Raw genomic sequence first — 13,691 nt, 5'->3', positions numbered from 1 at the left:
GTCAGTCCAGCAGCACCGGGATCAGGATCTCTTCGGCGGTCAACGAGCCGTGCATGCCGATCAGGTGTGCCTCGTAGGGGAACCCGTCGGTCGACAGCACCGCGAAGTCGTCCCGACACGCGACCACGACGTCGCCGATCCGGGGCAGCACCGTCGGGTCCACCGCGCCGAACCAGCCCCGACCGATGGCCTCGCTGCGGGTCAGCACGTCGGCGCAGTCGCCGAGGACCGCCGCCCAGGTCGCCGCCACGTCGGCCACCGCCCCGCCGCGGCAGTAGAGGTGCCGGAAGCGCGCCTCACCACCGACCAGAGCGACGCCCGCCTGGAGCTCGTCGTGGGCCGCGACGTCGATGCGGGAGCCCTCCGGCACGTCGACCATCCCGTGGTCCGCGACGACCACGAGCCGGCGGTCGGCGGGCAGCGCCTCGCGCAGCTGCTCGGCCTCGTGGTCGATCATCGCGAGCTGCTGGAGCCAGTGACTCGACGCCACGCCCCAGCGGTGGCCCGTCCAGTCCAGGTCGCCGTCGTAGACGTAGGTCAGCGCCGGCTGCCGCGTTGCGGGCGTCGAGGCGGCGACCACCGCGGCGATCCGCTCCCCCACGCGGTCCACACCGACGTAGTCGGCGCCCCGGTGGGCGGCGACGGTGAGCCCGCTGCCGTTGAACTCGCGCTTGTTCACCACCGTCACCCGCACCCCGGCCGCCTGCAGGGAGGAGAACGCCGTCTGGTGCGGCTGCCACTGGGTGGGGTCGACGTCGCCGTCCCACAGCAGCGCGTTGAGCAGCTCCTCCGTGCCGGGGATCCGGGTGGTGAACCCCACCAGCCCGTGCGCGCCCGGGGCGAGCCCGGTGCCGAGCGAGGTGAGCGAGGTGGACGTCGTCGACGGCACGCCCGCGGTGGCGGGCTCGGACCCGACCAGCAGCGACGACAGGTACGGCGCCGCGTCGGCGTACCTCTCCAGCAGCCGGGCGCCGAGACCGTCGATCAGGAAGACGACGTAGGACGCCGCGTCGGGGAGGGTCAGCCCTGCCGGAGCCGGGCCCAGCGGGCTGCCGAGCCCGTGCGCGACCGCGGGGACGACGTCGCCGAGCGAGCGGACGCCGTAGGCCGGCTCGCAGAACGGCTCGAGGTCGACCACCGATCAGCCCCGGGTCAGCGCGGACAGCGAGGCCGCGAAGGACAGCAGCCCGGTCACGGCGTCCGCGCCGTCGGCGGCCGCGGAGACCCGCAGCGAGAAGTCGTCGGAGGAGAGGGTGCCGGTGTAGCCGTGGTCGGCCTCGCACTGCGGGTCGTTGCAGCCGGCGGGCTCGAGGTCCATCCGGCTGACGGCGCCCCAGCCGATGGTCAGCACGGCCTCCGCCGGGGGCCGCGGGCCGGCGGTCGGGTTGGTCGTCATCCGGGTGACCACGACCGAGGCGACCGCGCGGAGGCTGACCGCCTCCGTCGAGGTGGAGGTGTACGGCTCGGGGAGCAGGTCGTCGCCCGCGTGCTCGTCGGTGTGGGCCAGGATCAGCCGGGTCGGCGTGAGCACCACCACCGTCTGGTGCCGCCGGACCTCGTCCCGCTCGAAGGTCGGCTCGTGGTGCACGTAGAAGGACACGACCGGCTCGCCGCCCAATGCGCCGGAGACCGCGTCGGCGACCACCTCGGGGTAGTAGCCCGTCCGGTCGATCGCGGCGTGCAGCTCGGCGATCCGGTCCCGGTCGTCGGCGGCGCGGGCACGTGCGTTCGGCATGCCCGCATACTCTCACCCTCCAGCCGTTCGCCGTGGCGGAGGTGCGCGCGGGACGCGGCTGCGCTAATCCGGGATGGTGGTCACCAGGTCGGGCATCCGGCGGACGTAGGAGTCGGGCCGCGGATCCTTCACCGCCGCCACCCGCGCCGACGCGGTGAGCACGTGGGCCCCGTCGACGCCGGCGAGGACCAGGGCGAGCTCCAGCGAGCTCACCTGCGGGAGCTCGTTCTGCAGCTCGGCGACCCGGGTGATCAGGTCCTCGATGGCCTCGACGTTCACGGCCTCGGCGCCGCGGTAGCCGAACAGGAGCGGTGAGCTCTTCACCTCCCGCACCATCGAGGCCACGTCGTGCTCGCCGAGCGGCGGGATCCGGTAGGACCAGTCACCGAGCAGCTCGATCACCGGTCCGGAGATGCCGAAGGACACCACCGGGCCGAACAGCGGGTCCTCGAACGACCGGACGGCGATCGGCACGCCCGGCGGTGCGTTGCGCTGCACCACGAACCTGCCGCCGGCCGGGTCGATCGTGCGGGTCAGCGTCTCCCACGCCTCCGCCATGTCCAGCGGCCCGGAGATGTTGCGCCAGACGTGGGCCTGGTCGGGGCGCTCCCGCATCGACTCCAGCGTCGACTTCAGCACCACGTCGCCCTCGAGCCGCTCCGCGGCCGCCTGGGCCTCCGCCAGGGTGGAGACCGGGACCGTCGGCCACAGCTCGATCCCGTAGCAGGCCAGCAGCGCGGTGAGCTGGTCCTGGGTGAGATCCACCTCACGGTCGTGCTCGGCCACGTCCGGATCGGCGAGGATCCGCTCGACCAGGCTCCTCGCCGCGAGGGTGTCGACCTCCCCCGGGTCGGCCGGCACGCCGTCGGGCGAGTGCAGCCACACGGCGTACTCGACCACGCGCGCGAGCGAGCGGACTGCCGCCTCCACCGCGGGGTACGACGGCACGGAGCCGCGTCCGGCCGAGGAGCCCGCCACGTCGGGCACCCGGAGCAGCTCCGGGATTCCCTCGGCGCCGAGGAAGGAGGAGACGAGCGGCTTGTCGCTCTGCTCCCCCACGGCGGCCAGGACGTTGGCGACCTCGTCGCCGGAGACGTCGAGCGGGGGGATGTAGACGGCGATCACCGAGTCGACGTCGGGGTCGTCGATGGCGTCGTCGAGCGCGTCCTCGAAGTCGTCGGCCGCCGCGTCCGCGCCCAGGGCGACGGACTTGTTCACGACGAGGCCGACGGCCGACGCCGCGTCGGCGGCGAGCAGCCCGAGGGCGTCGGAGTTGCCGACGATCGCCACCCGGCGCCCGCGGGGCAGCGGCTGGTGCGCGAGCAGCTGGGCGACGTCGAACATGTCGTCGAGGGTGTCGACCTGGATCACGCCGGCCTGGCGGAACATCGCGTCGACCGCGGCCGGGGGCGCGCTGATCCGTCGGACCGTGTGGCCCATCGGCACACCCTGGGTGGTGCGGCCCGAGCGGACGGCGACGATCGGCTTGCGCTGGGAGACCCGGCGCGCGATCCGGGAGAACTTGCGCGGGTTTCCGATCGACTCCAGGTACATCATCACGACCTCGGTCGAGTCGTCCTCCTCCCAGTACTGCAGGAGGTCGTTGCCCGAGACGTCCGCGCGGTTGCCGGCGCTCACGAACGTCGAGATGCCGAGGCCGCGGTTCTTCACCTTCTCCAGGATCGCCGACCCCAGCGCACCGGACTGGCAGAAGAACCCGGCCCGGCCGCGTGCCGGCATCACCGACGACAGGGACGCGTTGATCTGCACGCTCGGCTGGGTGTTGATGATGCCGAGGCAGTTGGGACCGATCAGGCGGAGGCCGTAGGAGCGGCACAGACCCGCGAGGTGCCGCTGGCGCCGGCGGCCCTCCTCGCCGGTCTCGGCGAAGCCCGACGAGATCACGATCAGCCCGTGGACGCCCTTGTTGGCGCAGTCGAGCACCACGTCGGTGACCGCGTCGGCCGGGACCGCGACGATCGCCACGTCGACCTCGTCGGGGATGTCGCTGACGCTCTTGTAGGCCGGCATGCCGGAGACCGCGCCGGCGCTGGGGTTGACGACGTAGACCCGGCCGGCGAAGTCGCCGGTGACCAGGTTGCGCACCAGCACCTGGCCGATCGTGTCCTGCCGCCGGCTGGCGCCGATGATCGCGACCGACCTGGGGTGGAAGAACCGTTGGATCGACGCCGCCTCGGCGGCGTGCTCGCGGTCGCGCATCACGCCGATCGCGGTGTCGGTGGGGTCGATCGGGAACTCCAGGGTGATCACGCCGTCGTGGTAGCCGCTGGCGACGCGGTAGCCGGCGTCCCGGAAGGTCTGGATCATCCGGTGGTTGTCCGGCAGCACCTCCGCCGTGAACCGCTCGACGCCCCGCTCGCGGGCCGCCTGGGCGAGGTGCTCGAGGAGCAGCTGCGCGATGCCGCGACCCTGGTGCTCGTCCTCCACGAGGAAGGCGACCTCCGCCTCGCGGGCCTCGACGACGTCGTACCTCCCGACGGCGATCATCCGCTCCTGGAGGATCAGCACCAGCGCCACCCGGTCGCGGTGGTCGACGTGGGTGAACCGCCGGACGTCCCGCTCGGAGAGGGTCGGCATCGGCGAGAAGAAGCGGTAGTACTTCGACTCGTCGGAGACCCGGGCGTAGAACTCGACCAGGAGCTGGTCGTCCTCGGCACGGATCGGGCGGATGTGCGCTGTCCGCCCGTCGCGGAGGAGGACGTCGCCCTCCCAGTGCGCGGGCGGAGCCTCGATCTCGTCCGTGGGGGTCGGGTCGGCGGGGCTCACACGAGAAATCTATCCGCCCGCACCCCATCCCGGTCGCCACCTGCGGGTCGGCGCCGATCCGCCGGGGCCGCCGGGGAGAATGGGCGCATGGCACGCCGCACCAAGCAGGACCCCCTCCCGGAGGACTTCGAGGAGCACATCCTCGACACCGACATCCGTGACGAGATGCAGTCGTCGTTCCTGGAGTACGCCTACTCGGTCATCTACTCCCGGGCGCTGCCGGACGCCCGCGACGGCCTGAAGCCGGTCCAGCGTCGGATCCTCTACACGATGAACGAGATGGGCCTGCGCCCCGACCGCGGCCACGTGAAGTCGGCTCGCGTCGTCGGCGAGGTGATGGGTCGCCTGCACCCCCACGGCGACGGAGCGATCTACGACGCCATGGTCCGGATGGCGCAGCCCTGGTCCATGCGGCTGCCCTTCATCGACGGCCACGGCAACTTCGGCTCGCCCGACGACCCGCCCGCCGCCATGCGCTACACCGAGGCCCGGATGGCGCCGCCGGCGACCGCGATGACCGACTCCATCGACGAGGACACCGTCGACTTCAAGCCCAACTACGACAGCCGGGAGTACGAGCCGACGGTCCTGCCGTCCGCGATCCCCAACCTCGTCGTGAACGGCACCACCGGCATCGCGGTCGGCATGGCGACCAACATGGCGCCCCACAACCTGGTCGAGGTGGTGCAGGCGCTGCGCCACCTGATCAACCACCCGAAGACCGACGTCGACGGGCTGATGCGGTTCATCCCCGGTCCCGACCTGCCCGGCGGCGGCAAGATCGTGGGGCTCGAGGGCATCCGCGACGCCTACGAGACGGGCCGCGGCTCCTTCAAGATGCGCGCGACCGCGCGGATCGAGACGATCGGGCGCCGGAAGGGCGTCGTGGTCACCGAGCTGCCCTACGGCGTCGGGACCGAGAAGGTCGTCGAGCGGATCAAGACGCTGGTGCAGGGCAAGAAGCTCCAGGGCATCGCCGACATCAAGGACCTTACCGACCGCGACAACGGGCTGCGGCTCGTCATCGAGGTGAAGAACGGCTTCGTGCCCGAGGCGATCCTCGAGCAGCTCTACAAGCTGACGCCGATGGAGGACTCCTTCGGCATCAACAACGTCGCGCTGGTCGACGGGCAGCCCCGGACCCTCGGCCTCAAGCAGATGCTGGAGGTCTTCCTGGGCCACCGCTACGACGTCGTACGCCGGCGGTCGCAGTTCCGCCGCTCGAAGAAGGCCGACCGCCTCCACCTCGTCGACGGGCTGCTGATCGCGCTCCTCGACATCGACGAGGTGATCCAGGTGATCCGCACCAGCGACGACTCCGCGACCGCGAAGGAGCGGCTGATCAGCGTCTTCGACCTGTCCACCACGCAGGCGGAGTACATCCTGGAGATGCAGCTGCGCCGGCTGACCCGCTTCTCGCGGATCGAGCTGGAGAAGGAGCAGGAGACGCTCCGGCGAGAGATCGAGGAGCTGGACGCCATCCTCGCCGACGAGGGACTGCTGCGGAAGGTCGTCTCCGGCGAGCTCGCCGACGTCGCCAAGACCTACGGCACCCCGCGGCGCACCGTGCTGCTGGAGTCCGCGGGCACCACCGCGGTCGCCGCCGCCGCGGCTCCGATCGAGGTGCCCGACGACCCGTGCTTCGCACTCCTCTCCTCCTCCGGGCTCCTGGCCCGCACCACCAACGCCGAGGAGATCGGGACCGGTGGCGGCCGCGCCAACCACGACGTGGTGGTGTCCGCGGTGCGCACCACGGCCCGGGCCGACATCGGCGTGCTGACCTCGGCCGGGCGGGTGCTGCGGCTCAACGTCCTCGACCTCCCGGCCATCCCTCCCTCGGCCAACGAGCCGAACCTCCAGGGCGGCCTGCCGCTGACCGAGGTGCTCAGCCTGGCGGCCGGTGAGCGGGCGCTCGCGCTCTCCACGCTGCCGACCGACGGTCCGGGCCTCGCCCTCGGCACCCGCCAGGGGGTGGTGAAGCGGGTCAACCCCGAGGTGATCGGCAAGGACGAGTGGGAGGTGATCCGGCTCAACGACGGCGACGAGGTCGTCGGTGCGGTCGAGCTCCGCACGGGCCGGGAGGAGCTCTGCTTCGTCACCTCCGACGCCCAGCTGCTCCACTACTCCGCGGAGGGGGTCCGACCGCAGGGCCGCTCCGGCGGCGGCATCGCCGGCGTGCGCGTCGCGCCCGGAGAGCGGGTCGTCTGGTTCGGTGTCCTCGACCTCGCCGTTCCGTCGGTCCTCGTCACGTCGTCCGGTGCGTCGAGCGCGCTGCCCGGCACCGAGGCCGGCTCCGTCAAGGTGACCGACTTCGCCGAGTACCCCGCCAAGGGCCGGGCCACCGGCGGGGTGCGCTGCCACCGCTTCCTCAAGGGCGAGGACACCCTGGTGTTCGCGTGGGCCGGCCCCGCCCCTGCTCGCGCCGCAGCGCCGAGCGGCGCGCCGGTGGATCTCCCCGACGCCACCGGCCGCCGCGACGGATCCGGTGTCCCCGGCAGCCAGCCGATCGCCGCGGCCGCGGGTCCGCTCGCCGCAGCGCTGACCTCCGATGTGTCAGGGTGAGGCCATGACGACCACGACGGGACTTCCTCGCCGCCGTACCGCCCGGCTGGCCGCCGGCGTCCTCACCGGGATGCTCGCCGTCACCGGCCTGGCCGCCTGCTCCGGAGGATCCGACGACACCGTCACGAACAACCAGGAGCTCGACGCCGACGACGACGGAGAGGTCACGCCGGCCGAGGTCATGGCCGGCGCCAAGGAGCACCTCGACGAGACCAGCGGCGTCGAGGTCGAGCTGAGCACCGGCGACGACCCGGGCGTCGACTACCTCTCGGCCGCCAGCGGGACCATCGTCGCCGAGCCGCCCGCCTTCGAGGGCACCGTCGACGGCCGCGTGAGCGGGTTCGACGCCAGCAGCATCAACGTGATCTCCGTCGACGGCACCCTGTGGGTGGAGGCCCCCGTGATCGGGTGGACCGACCAGTACCAGCCGGCCGAGCTGTGCGCCCCCGACCCGGCACTGCTGCTCGACCCGGAGACGGGCGTCGGCAACGTGCTCACCAGCAGCGAGGACCTCGAGGAGGGCGACACCGAGCGCGGCGGCCAGGACAACAAGGAGGTGCTGACCACCTTCTCGGGCACCGCGCCGGGCGACGCGGTCCGCGAGGTGCTCCCCTGCGCCGAGGACGACTCCTACGACGTCACCTACCGGGTCGACGGCGACGGCAGGCTGCAGTCGATGGACATGACCGGCACCTTCTTCCCCGACTCCGAGCCGGTCACCTACGTCATCGAGGTGACGGCGTACGACGTCGACAAGGACATCAGCGCGCCCCGCTGACCTCCTGCGATGACGCGTGACCGGCTGCTGCTGACCTTCTGCGCGGTCGCGGTCGCCTTCGCCGCGATCGACACCTATGTCGTCGTGCTGGCACTGCCGGACATGATGGCGGGCGTCGGGATCCCCGTGGACCAGCTCCAGCGCGCGGCGCCCATCGTCTCGGGGTTCCTGCTCGGCTACGTCGCGATGCTGCCCCTCATCGGCCGGATCGCCGACCTGCGCGGGCAAGTGCCGGTGCTCGGGATGTCGCTGGTGCTGTTCGCGCTCGGCTCCCTGGTCACCGCCGTCTCCTACGACCTCCCCACCATGGTCGCCGGACGGTTCCTCCAGGGCGTCGGCGGCGGCGGCCTGGTGCCGGCCACGATGTCGCTCGTGGCGCTGCTCTACCCCGTCGAGCGTCGCGGCCTCCCGCTCGGGGTGGTCTCGGCGGTCCAGGAGTTCGGAAGCGTCCTGGGGCCTTTGTTCGGCGCGCTCGTCCTCTCCTTCACCACCTGGCGCGGGATCTTCGCGATCAACCTCGCCGGCGGCGTGCTGCTCGCCGTCGCCGTCGCCGCCCTGGGCCGCCGCGGCCCAGGCACCACCGCAGCTGCCGGCGCGCCGCGGCGCCCCGACCTGATCGGCCTCCTCGCCCTCCTCGTCACCCTCGCCGGCGGCCTGGTCACCTTCGTCCAGCCCGGCAGCGTGCAGCGTGACCTGACCTGGGGTCGGCTGTTCATCCCCTACGTCGAGGGAGGCAGCCGGTGGGTCACCCCGATCGGACTGGTGACGATCGCGGCGTTCGCCGTCCTCGTCCTGCGCTGCTGGCACGCCCGCAGGCCCCTGGTCGACCTTCGCGGGTGGCTGCGCCACCTCCTGGCGGCGGACCTCTTGGGGGCGCTGTTCCTGGCCGTCGCGCTGGGCGGCGTGGTGCTCGCCTTCGCCACCGCCGACCCCGAGGTCGCGGTCTTCTCGCCGCAAGGCCCGTGGTTCCTGCTCGGCTCGGCGGTGGCCCTGGTGCTGCTGCTGGTGCACCTCCGGCGTGCCGACGCGCCCATCGTCCCGCGCAGGGCGTTGCGGCCCACCCCAGCGTGGGGAGCGCTCCTCGTCAGCTTCCTGGCGGGCTGGGCGCTGATCGCGGCCCTGGTCGACATCCCGCTCTTCGCACGCACGACGACCGAGCGGGAGTCCCAGCTGGGCGCGGCGCTGGTCCTGCTCCGGTTCCTCGCGGCCCTGCCGGTGGGTGCGGTGGTGGGCGGGTGGCTGTTGCGGCGGGTCAATGCGGGCGTCCTGACGGCGGCCGGGATGGTCGCGGCCGGCGTGGCCTTCCTCGCCATGGGCCAGTGGGATGCCGACAGCCTCTCCTCGGCCTGGTCCAACGTCCCGCTCGTGCTCGGCGGGCTCGGCTTCGGCCTGGCCCTCGCTCCGGTCAACGCGGCGATCCTCGCCACCACCGACGACGACACGCACGGCATCGCCAGCGCCCTCGTCGTGGTCGCCCGGATGGTCGGCATGCTCGTCGGCATCTCGGCGTTGACGACGATCGGCCTGCGCCGGCTCTACGCCGCGCAGGAGGAGGATCCCAGCCTCAGCATCACCGAGCTCGGCATCCTGCAGGAGCAGGCCGTGTTCGACGGCGCCGCGGCGGCGGCGTTCGTCGCGGCAGCGCTCGCGGCCGCCCTGCTCTCGCGCGCCCGCACCCGCGAGGTGGACACGGCCGACGCCCTCCGCGCCGTCGGATAATCTCAGCGCCCATGGGTGCATCCACGGACTTCGACGACCTGCTCAAGGCGAACCGCGCGTTCGCCGACGACTTCGACCTCGGCGGGTTCGACGGCAAGGCGCACGCCGGCGTCGCCATCGTGACCTGCATGGACTCCCGCATCGACCCGCTGCGGATGCTCGGCCTGAAGCACGGCGACGCGAAGATCTTCCGCAACCCCGGCGGCCGCGTCACGACCGCCGCGCTGGAGGCGCTGGTGCTCGGCGTCCACCTGCTCAACGTGGACCGCGTCCTGGTGATCCCCCACACGCGCTGCGCGATGACCGCCAACACCGAGGACGAGCTGCGCGAGAAGGTCGGCCAGTCGGCCGGTGCCGACGCCACCTGGCAGCCCTTCCACGTCATCCCGGACCAGCAGGCCGCGCTCCGCGAGGACGTGCAGAAGGTCCGCTCGCACCCGCTGATCCCCGAGTCCGTCAAGGTGGGCGGCTTCGTGTACGACGTGGACACCGGGCTGCTCACCCAGCACGCCTGACCCTCGACCCGGCCGCCCGCCGGGAGGCGCACCCGACCTATGGTGTCGGTGTGAAGCGTCTTCGTGCAGCCGTGGTGACCGCCGTCGTCCTGCTCGCCGCCGGTTGCGGCGACGACGGCTCCGGCGACTCCGGGCCGGAGGCGACACCCAGCAGCACCGGCTCGACGGCCTCCCCGAGCCCCGGCGACGAGACGGGAGTGGTCACCTCCACCGCCACCAGCGAGACGCCCGAGGTTCCGGAGGACGCCACGACCGCGCTGACCGACGAGGGCACGCCCGACCCCACGCGGGTCGAGCAGGTGGCGGCGATCCTCGAGTGCGAGCTGAGCGACGGCAAGCAGGCCGTCGACGGCGAGACGGAGTACCGCTGCGGCGAGTTCCTCATCGTCGACTGGGGCACCGCCGGCGTGACCGAGGAGGAGATGTGGGCGCACGTCGACGCCTGGGTCGACGAGCAGCGGCCGACCTACGTGCCGGCCGACCAGTTCATCCTGGTCTACGGCACCGACGAGGCGCTGGCGCCCTACAGCGAGGAGCTGCTCGAGGGCTGACGGCGGCCCGCCGGCTCAGAGCAGGTCGCGCAGCGCCCGGTCGACCAGTGCGCCCGGCAACTCGTCCAGGCGTCTCCCGAGGGTCCGCAGGTCCCCGATCCCGGTGACGAGGTCGAGCGCACGCTCGGTCTCCGCGACCGGGTCGGCGCCGAGCGGCACCTCGACGAGCAGCGGGCAGTCGACCGCACCGCCCTCGGGCTCCGGCAGCGGCGGGGTCCAGCAGCCGACCTCCAGCCGGAGCGCCGCCCGCGGACCGACGCCGTCGGCACGCACGTCGACGTACCAGTAGAGGTCGCCGACCGCCAGCCGCAGGTGGCCCCGCCGAGGCCGCGCACCCCGCGCCTTGAGCGCCTTGACCACCGCCGCTCGGTCGGAGCTCACCGTCATCGGCCGATCGTCACGCGTCGAGGGTCTCCATGTCGACCTCGTAGGCGCCCTGGACGATGAAGTCCTTGCGCGGCGCGACCTCCGATCCCATCAACAGCTCGAAGACGTGCATCGCCTCCTCGGCGTCGTCGACCGTCAGCCGCCGGAGCGTGCGCCGCCGCGGATCCATGGTCGTCTCCGCGAGCTGGTCGGCGTCCATCTCGCCGAGCCCCTTGTAGCGCTGGACGGGGTCCTTCCACCGCACGTTCTTCTTCTTCAGCTCGGCGAGCTTCCGCTGGAGCTCGTCGTCGGAGTAGGTGTAGACGTACTTGTCCTGCCCCTTGCGCGGGTTGGAGATCTCGATCCGGTGCAGCGGTGGCACGGCGGAGTAGACGCGGCCGTCCGCGATGAGGTCGGGCATGTACTTGAAGAACAGCGTGGCGAGCAGGCACCGGATGTGGGCGCCGTCGGAGTCGGCGTCGGCCATGAAGATGATCCGCCCGTAGCGCCGCGCGTCGAGCTCGAAGGTGCGGCCGGACCCGGCGCCGACGACCTGGATGATCGACGCGCACTCGGCGTTCTTGAGCATGTCGCCCACGGACGCCTTCTGGACGTTGAGGATCTTGCCGCGGATCGGCAGCAGCGCCTGGAACTCGGCGTTGCGGGCGAGCTTCGCGGTGCCGAGCGCCGAGTCGCCCTCGACGATGAAGAGCTCGGTGCGCTCGTTGTCGGTCGCCCGGCAGTCGGCGAGCTTGGCGGGCAGGGTCGAGGACTCCAGTGCGTTCTTCCGGCGCTGGGTCTCCTTGTGCTGGCGGGCCGCGATCCGCGTCTTGGAGGCCGCGACCACCTTCTCCATCAGGAGCTTGGCCTGCGCCTTCTCGGCCCGCTTGGTCGAGGTCAGGAACTCCTTGAGCTGCTGGGCCACGACCTTGCGGACCACGCCGCGCGCGGCCGGCGTGCCGAGGATCTCCTTGGTCTGTCCCTCGAACTGCGGCTCCGCGAGGCGGACCGTCACCACCGCGGTGAGGCCCTCCAGGATGTCGTCCTTGATCACGTCGTCGTCGTTGACCTTCAGCGCCTTGGTGGCCCGCATCGCGTCGTTGAAGGTCTTGGTCAGCGCCGCCTCGAAGCCGGCCACGTGGGTGCCGCCCTTGGGCGTGGCGATCACGTTGACGAAGGAGCGGAGCTCGGTGTCGTAGCCCGTGCCCCAGCGCACCGCCACGTCGACGGTGAGCTCGCGCTCGACGTCCTGGGGCGTCATGTGGCCCTGCTCGTCGAGCAGCGGCACGGTCTCGGTGAAGGTGTCGCTGCCCTGCAGGCGCAGGACGTCGGTCAGCGGCTCGTCGTGCGCGAGGAAGTCGCAGAACTCGGTGATGCCGCCGTCGTGGCGGAACTTCTCCTCCGTCGGCTCCGGGCCACGAAGGTCGCGGATCACCAGCTCCAGGCCCGGCACGATGAACGACGTCTGCCGAGCCCGGCCGATGAGCCCCTCGAGGACGAAGTCGGCGTCCTTGGTGAAGATCTGGCGGTCCGGCCAGAACCGGATCCGGGTGCCGCTGCGGCCCTTCGCGACCCGGCCGCCCTTCCGCGTGAGCCCGGAGGCCGGCCGGAACGGTGCATCCGGGCCGTCGCCGTCGAAGACGCCCGGCAGGCCCCGCTGGAAGCTGAGCCCCTGCACCGCCGGGGAGCGCTCGACGTCGATGTCCATCCGGCTGGAGAGCGCGTTGACCACGGACAGCCCGACGCCGTGGAGCCCGCCCGTGGCGACGTACGAGCCGCCGCCGAACTTGCCGCCGGCGTGGAGCTTGGTCGCCACGACCTCGACGCCGGGCAGCCCGGTCTTCGGCTCCTTGTCCGTCGGGATGCCGCGGCCGTCGTCGTGGACCTCGACGGAGTCGTCGGGGTGGAGGGTCACCTCCACCCGCCGCGCGTGCCCGCCGAGCGCCTCGTCCACACCGTTGTCGATGATCTCCCAGAGGCAGTGCATCAGGCCCCGGGTGTCGGTGGAGCCGATGTACATCCCCGGACGCTTCCGCACCGCCTCGAGGCCCTCCAGGACCAGGAGGTGGGCTGCGTTGTAGGTGTTGTCGGCGATGATCGGCTCCTCGGAGGATCGGGTTCGTCACCGGACGGCGACTCGGTCGTTGGCAGGGTCTGAATCTACCTGCGACACGCCGGGCATCAGTGCAGGCGCACGGGGTACCTACAGGTACACGATGGCTCAGCCGGGCTCGGGACCGGTCGGACCGGAGACGCCGATGGCTCGGATGGTCACAGGGAGGTTTCAGGCCTTGGAAAATCGGACATCCCCAGTTCCTCAGGTGGTTGGATGAACGTGCCGTTGACCACACGGGGACGGGAATCTTTGACCCAGTCGCTACGTTGATCCCGGCATCACCCGATATGGGTGTTGACGACGAAAGAGAGGCCGCAAGTGACAACTACTGTTGCTCCCAGCGCTCCGCTGACCGCCGAGGACCGTTGCGACCGTTGCGGTGCCCAGGCCTACCTCCGCGTCGAGCTCGCCTCCGGTGGCGAGCTTCTCTTCTGCGCCCACCACGCCCGCGAGCACGGTGACCGGCTCAAGGAGATCGCGGTGACGGTGCAGGACGAGACCCACAAGCTGACCGAGAAGCCGAGCCCGGCCGCCGACTGAGTCGGACACCCGGCCCGACGCG

General features: G+C 71.9%; 11 protein-coding genes. 6 read left to right on the top strand and 5 right to left on the bottom strand.

Going from position 1 to position 13,691, the window contains the following annotated elements:
• Window position 1: 1 nt before the first annotated feature.
• The 3 genes from ACPOLA_RS05860 to ACPOLA_RS05850 form a co-directional block, all read right to left on the bottom strand.
• Window positions 2–1,138 carry an alkaline phosphatase family protein gene (locus ACPOLA_RS05860; RefSeq protein ID WP_435769465.1) on the bottom strand — a complete coding sequence of 379 codons (1,137 nt, stop codon included), beginning with the start codon at window positions 1,136–1,138 and terminating at the stop codon, window positions 2–4.
• Between the two features lie 3 nt (window positions 1,139–1,141).
• On the bottom strand, window positions 1,142–1,735 hold the full coding sequence (locus tag ACPOLA_RS05855) for a DUF5998 family protein (RefSeq protein WP_435769464.1): 594 nt from the start codon (window positions 1,733–1,735) through the stop codon (window positions 1,142–1,144).
• A gap of 63 nt (window positions 1,736–1,798) precedes the next feature.
• Complete coding sequence (locus ACPOLA_RS05850; protein ID WP_435769463.1) at window positions 1,799–4,522, bottom strand: bifunctional acetate--CoA ligase family protein/GNAT family N-acetyltransferase; 2,724 nt, start codon at window positions 4,520–4,522, stop codon at window positions 1,799–1,801.
• An 87-nt stretch (window positions 4,523–4,609) separates the two neighbouring features.
• Here ACPOLA_RS05850 and ACPOLA_RS05845 point away from each other — a divergent pair, with 87 nt between their 5' ends.
• Genes ACPOLA_RS05845 through ACPOLA_RS05825 form a run of 5 tightly spaced genes read left to right on the top strand, consistent with a single transcriptional unit; the run spans window position 4,610 to window position 10,647 of the window.
• The gene (locus tag ACPOLA_RS05845) at window positions 4,610–7,084 is read left to right on the top strand and encodes a DNA gyrase/topoisomerase IV subunit A (RefSeq protein ID WP_435769462.1); all 2,475 of its coding nucleotides are present in this window, start codon (window positions 4,610–4,612) and stop codon (window positions 7,082–7,084) included.
• Between the two features lie 4 nt (window positions 7,085–7,088).
• Complete coding sequence (locus ACPOLA_RS05840; RefSeq protein ID WP_435769461.1) at window positions 7,089–7,862, top strand: LppX_LprAFG lipoprotein; 774 nt, start codon at window positions 7,089–7,091, stop codon at window positions 7,860–7,862.
• Window positions 7,863–7,871: 9 nt separating this feature from the next.
• Entirely contained in the window at window positions 7,872–9,581 is a 1,710-nt protein-coding gene (locus tag ACPOLA_RS05835; RefSeq protein ID WP_435769460.1) for an MFS transporter, read from the top strand.
• Between the two features lie 11 nt (window positions 9,582–9,592).
• Window positions 9,593–10,096 (top strand): beta-class carbonic anhydrase, encoded by a 504-nt coding sequence (locus tag ACPOLA_RS05830; protein ID WP_435769459.1) that lies wholly within the window; start codon window positions 9,593–9,595, stop codon window positions 10,094–10,096.
• A gap of 50 nt (window positions 10,097–10,146) precedes the next feature.
• Window positions 10,147–10,647 (top strand): hypothetical protein, encoded by a 501-nt coding sequence (locus ACPOLA_RS05825; protein ID WP_435769458.1) that lies wholly within the window; start codon window positions 10,147–10,149, stop codon window positions 10,645–10,647.
• A gap of 15 nt (window positions 10,648–10,662) precedes the next feature.
• On the opposite strand, the gene ACPOLA_RS05820 is transcribed toward ACPOLA_RS05825, so the two are convergent.
• Together ACPOLA_RS05820 and ACPOLA_RS05815 are read right to left on the bottom strand one after the other, a co-directional pair.
• Window positions 10,663–11,034 (bottom strand): hypothetical protein, encoded by a 372-nt coding sequence (locus ACPOLA_RS05820; RefSeq protein ID WP_435769457.1) that lies wholly within the window; start codon window positions 11,032–11,034, stop codon window positions 10,663–10,665.
• Between the two features lie 10 nt (window positions 11,035–11,044).
• Window positions 11,045–13,111 carry a DNA gyrase/topoisomerase IV subunit B gene (locus ACPOLA_RS05815; protein ID WP_435769564.1) on the bottom strand — a complete coding sequence of 689 codons (2,067 nt, stop codon included), beginning with the start codon at window positions 13,109–13,111 and terminating at the stop codon, window positions 11,045–11,047.
• 336 nt (window positions 13,112–13,447) lie between these two features.
• On the opposite strand from ACPOLA_RS05815, the gene ACPOLA_RS05810 reads away from it, so the two are divergent.
• Complete coding sequence (locus tag ACPOLA_RS05810) at window positions 13,448–13,669, top strand: DUF7455 domain-containing protein (RefSeq protein ID WP_435769456.1); 222 nt, start codon at window positions 13,448–13,450, stop codon at window positions 13,667–13,669.
• Window positions 13,670–13,691 lie beyond the last annotated feature (22 nt).

The sequence above is a fragment of the Nocardioides proteolyticus genome (assembly GCF_051280635.3).
Taxonomy (GTDB): domain Bacteria; phylum Actinomycetota; class Actinomycetes; order Propionibacteriales; family Nocardioidaceae; genus Nocardioides.
Note: the sequence above shows the minus strand (reverse complement) of the source record. Positions and strands in the feature narration are given on the sequence as shown.